Origin of the sequence: Arthrobacter sp. HMWF013, from assembly GCF_003061105.1 — a bacterium.
Classification (GTDB): domain Bacteria; phylum Actinomycetota; class Actinomycetes; order Actinomycetales; family Micrococcaceae; genus Arthrobacter.
In genome coordinates this window covers 1-1,514 of sequence record NZ_QAIQ01000438.1, presented here as the reverse complement: position 1 = coordinate 1,514, position 1,514 = coordinate 1, and the positions used below count along the sequence as shown (strand labels likewise).

General features: G+C 66.6%; 1 protein-coding gene and 1 pseudogene. One reads left to right on the top strand and one right to left on the bottom strand.

Annotation, left to right across the window (positions count from 1 at the left end; translation table 11 throughout):
- Positions 1 to 127: pseudogene (locus DBR22_RS15835) on the top strand (pyridoxal 5'-phosphate synthase lyase subunit PdxS); the annotation flags it as partial.
- A 76-nt stretch (positions 128 to 203) separates the two neighbouring features.
- Here the strand turns inward: DBR22_RS15835 and DBR22_RS15830 are convergent.
- The coding region (locus DBR22_RS15830; RefSeq protein WP_108599808.1) for a M3 family metallopeptidase at positions 204 to 1,514 on the bottom strand (1,311 nt) is incomplete at its 5' end.

Genomic DNA, 1,514 nt, shown 5'->3' with positions numbered 1-1,514 from the left:
GGCCACCACGTTCTTCGATGACCCCGACGTCATCGCCAAGGCCTCCCGCGGCCTGGGCGAAGCCATGGTGGGCATCAACGTGGACGAAATCCCGCAGCCCCACCGCCTCGCTGAGCGCGGCTGGTAACAGCGGCAAAAGCAGTACGACGCCGGCCCGTCCCCTCTCCAGGTGGCGGGCCGGCGTCGTTCGCTGGTTGAGGTCTTCAGTCGAGGCCGCGGCGTTTCAGCAGCGGCTCGAGCTTCGCGTCGCGTCCCCTGAGGGCGCGAAAGGATTCCAGCGGATCCCGGCTGTTCCCGCGCGCGAGCAGTTCCCGGCGGAAGCGCTGGCCGTTGGCAAGGGTCATGCCGCCCTGTTCGGTGAACCAGTCCACGGTTTCGGCGTCCAGCACCTCGCTCCAGATATAGGAGTAGTAGCCGGCTGCGTAACCGTCCCCGGCGAAGATGTGCTGGAAATAGCCGGTGCGGTACCGGGGCGGGATGAGCGCATGCGCCACTCCGGCGGCTGCCAGCGCCTTCTCCTCGAAGGCGAGGGCATCGTCCGGGACAGCCGCGACGTCCAGCGTGTGCCAGGCCAGGTCCAGCAGTGCTGCCCCGAGATACTCGGTGGTCCCGAAGCCTTCGCCCCAGAGCCGTGCGTCATCCAGCCTGGCCACAACTTCCCGCGGAAGCGGTTCGCCGGTGACGTGGTGCCGTGCATAGTTGGCCAGCACCTCCGGCCAAAGGATCCACATCTCGTTGACCTGCGAGGGGTACTCCACGAAGTCGCGGGGGACTGCAGTCCCCGCGAACCGCGGGTAGGTCACCTTCGAAAACAGGCCGTGCAGTGCATGCCCGAACTCGTGGAAGGTGGTGCGCAGTTCGTCCAGGGTCAGAAGTGTGGGCTCGCCCGCTGGAGGCTTGGAGATGTTGAGGTTGTTGACCACCACAGGCAGGGTGCCGAGCAGGTCCGACTGTTCCACCAAGGAGTTCATCCAGGCCCCGCCGCGTTTGGATTCCCGGGTGTAGTAGTCGCCAAGGAACAGCCCCAACCCGCTCCCGTCCTGGTCCCGGACCTCCCAGACACGGACATCGGAGTGGTAACCGGCAAGGTCCCGGCGTTCGTGGAAAGTGATGCCGTACAGGGAAGTGGCGGCGAAGAAGACGCCATCCTGCAGGACACGGTCCAGCTCGAAATAAGGCCGGAGGGCCTGCTCGTCCACAGCGTATTTTTCGCGCCGGACCTTGGCTGAGTAGAAGGCCCAGTCCCACGCTTCAAGAGGGTGGCCTGCGCTCTGGGCCAGGGCAGCAGCTTCGGCGTCGGCATTGCGGACCGCGGCCGGCGCCAACCTGTTGAGCATGGCCTGAACGGCCCCGAAATCGGGGGCGGTCTGCCGGTCCACCACGAGTTCCGCATAGTTCGCGAACCCCAGCAGCGCGGCCTTCTCGGCCCGGAGGCTGGCCATGGACCGTGCCAGATCCAGGACATCCAGGCCGCCGCCGTCGCTGCCACGGCTGATGGAGGCCTCAAACAGCCG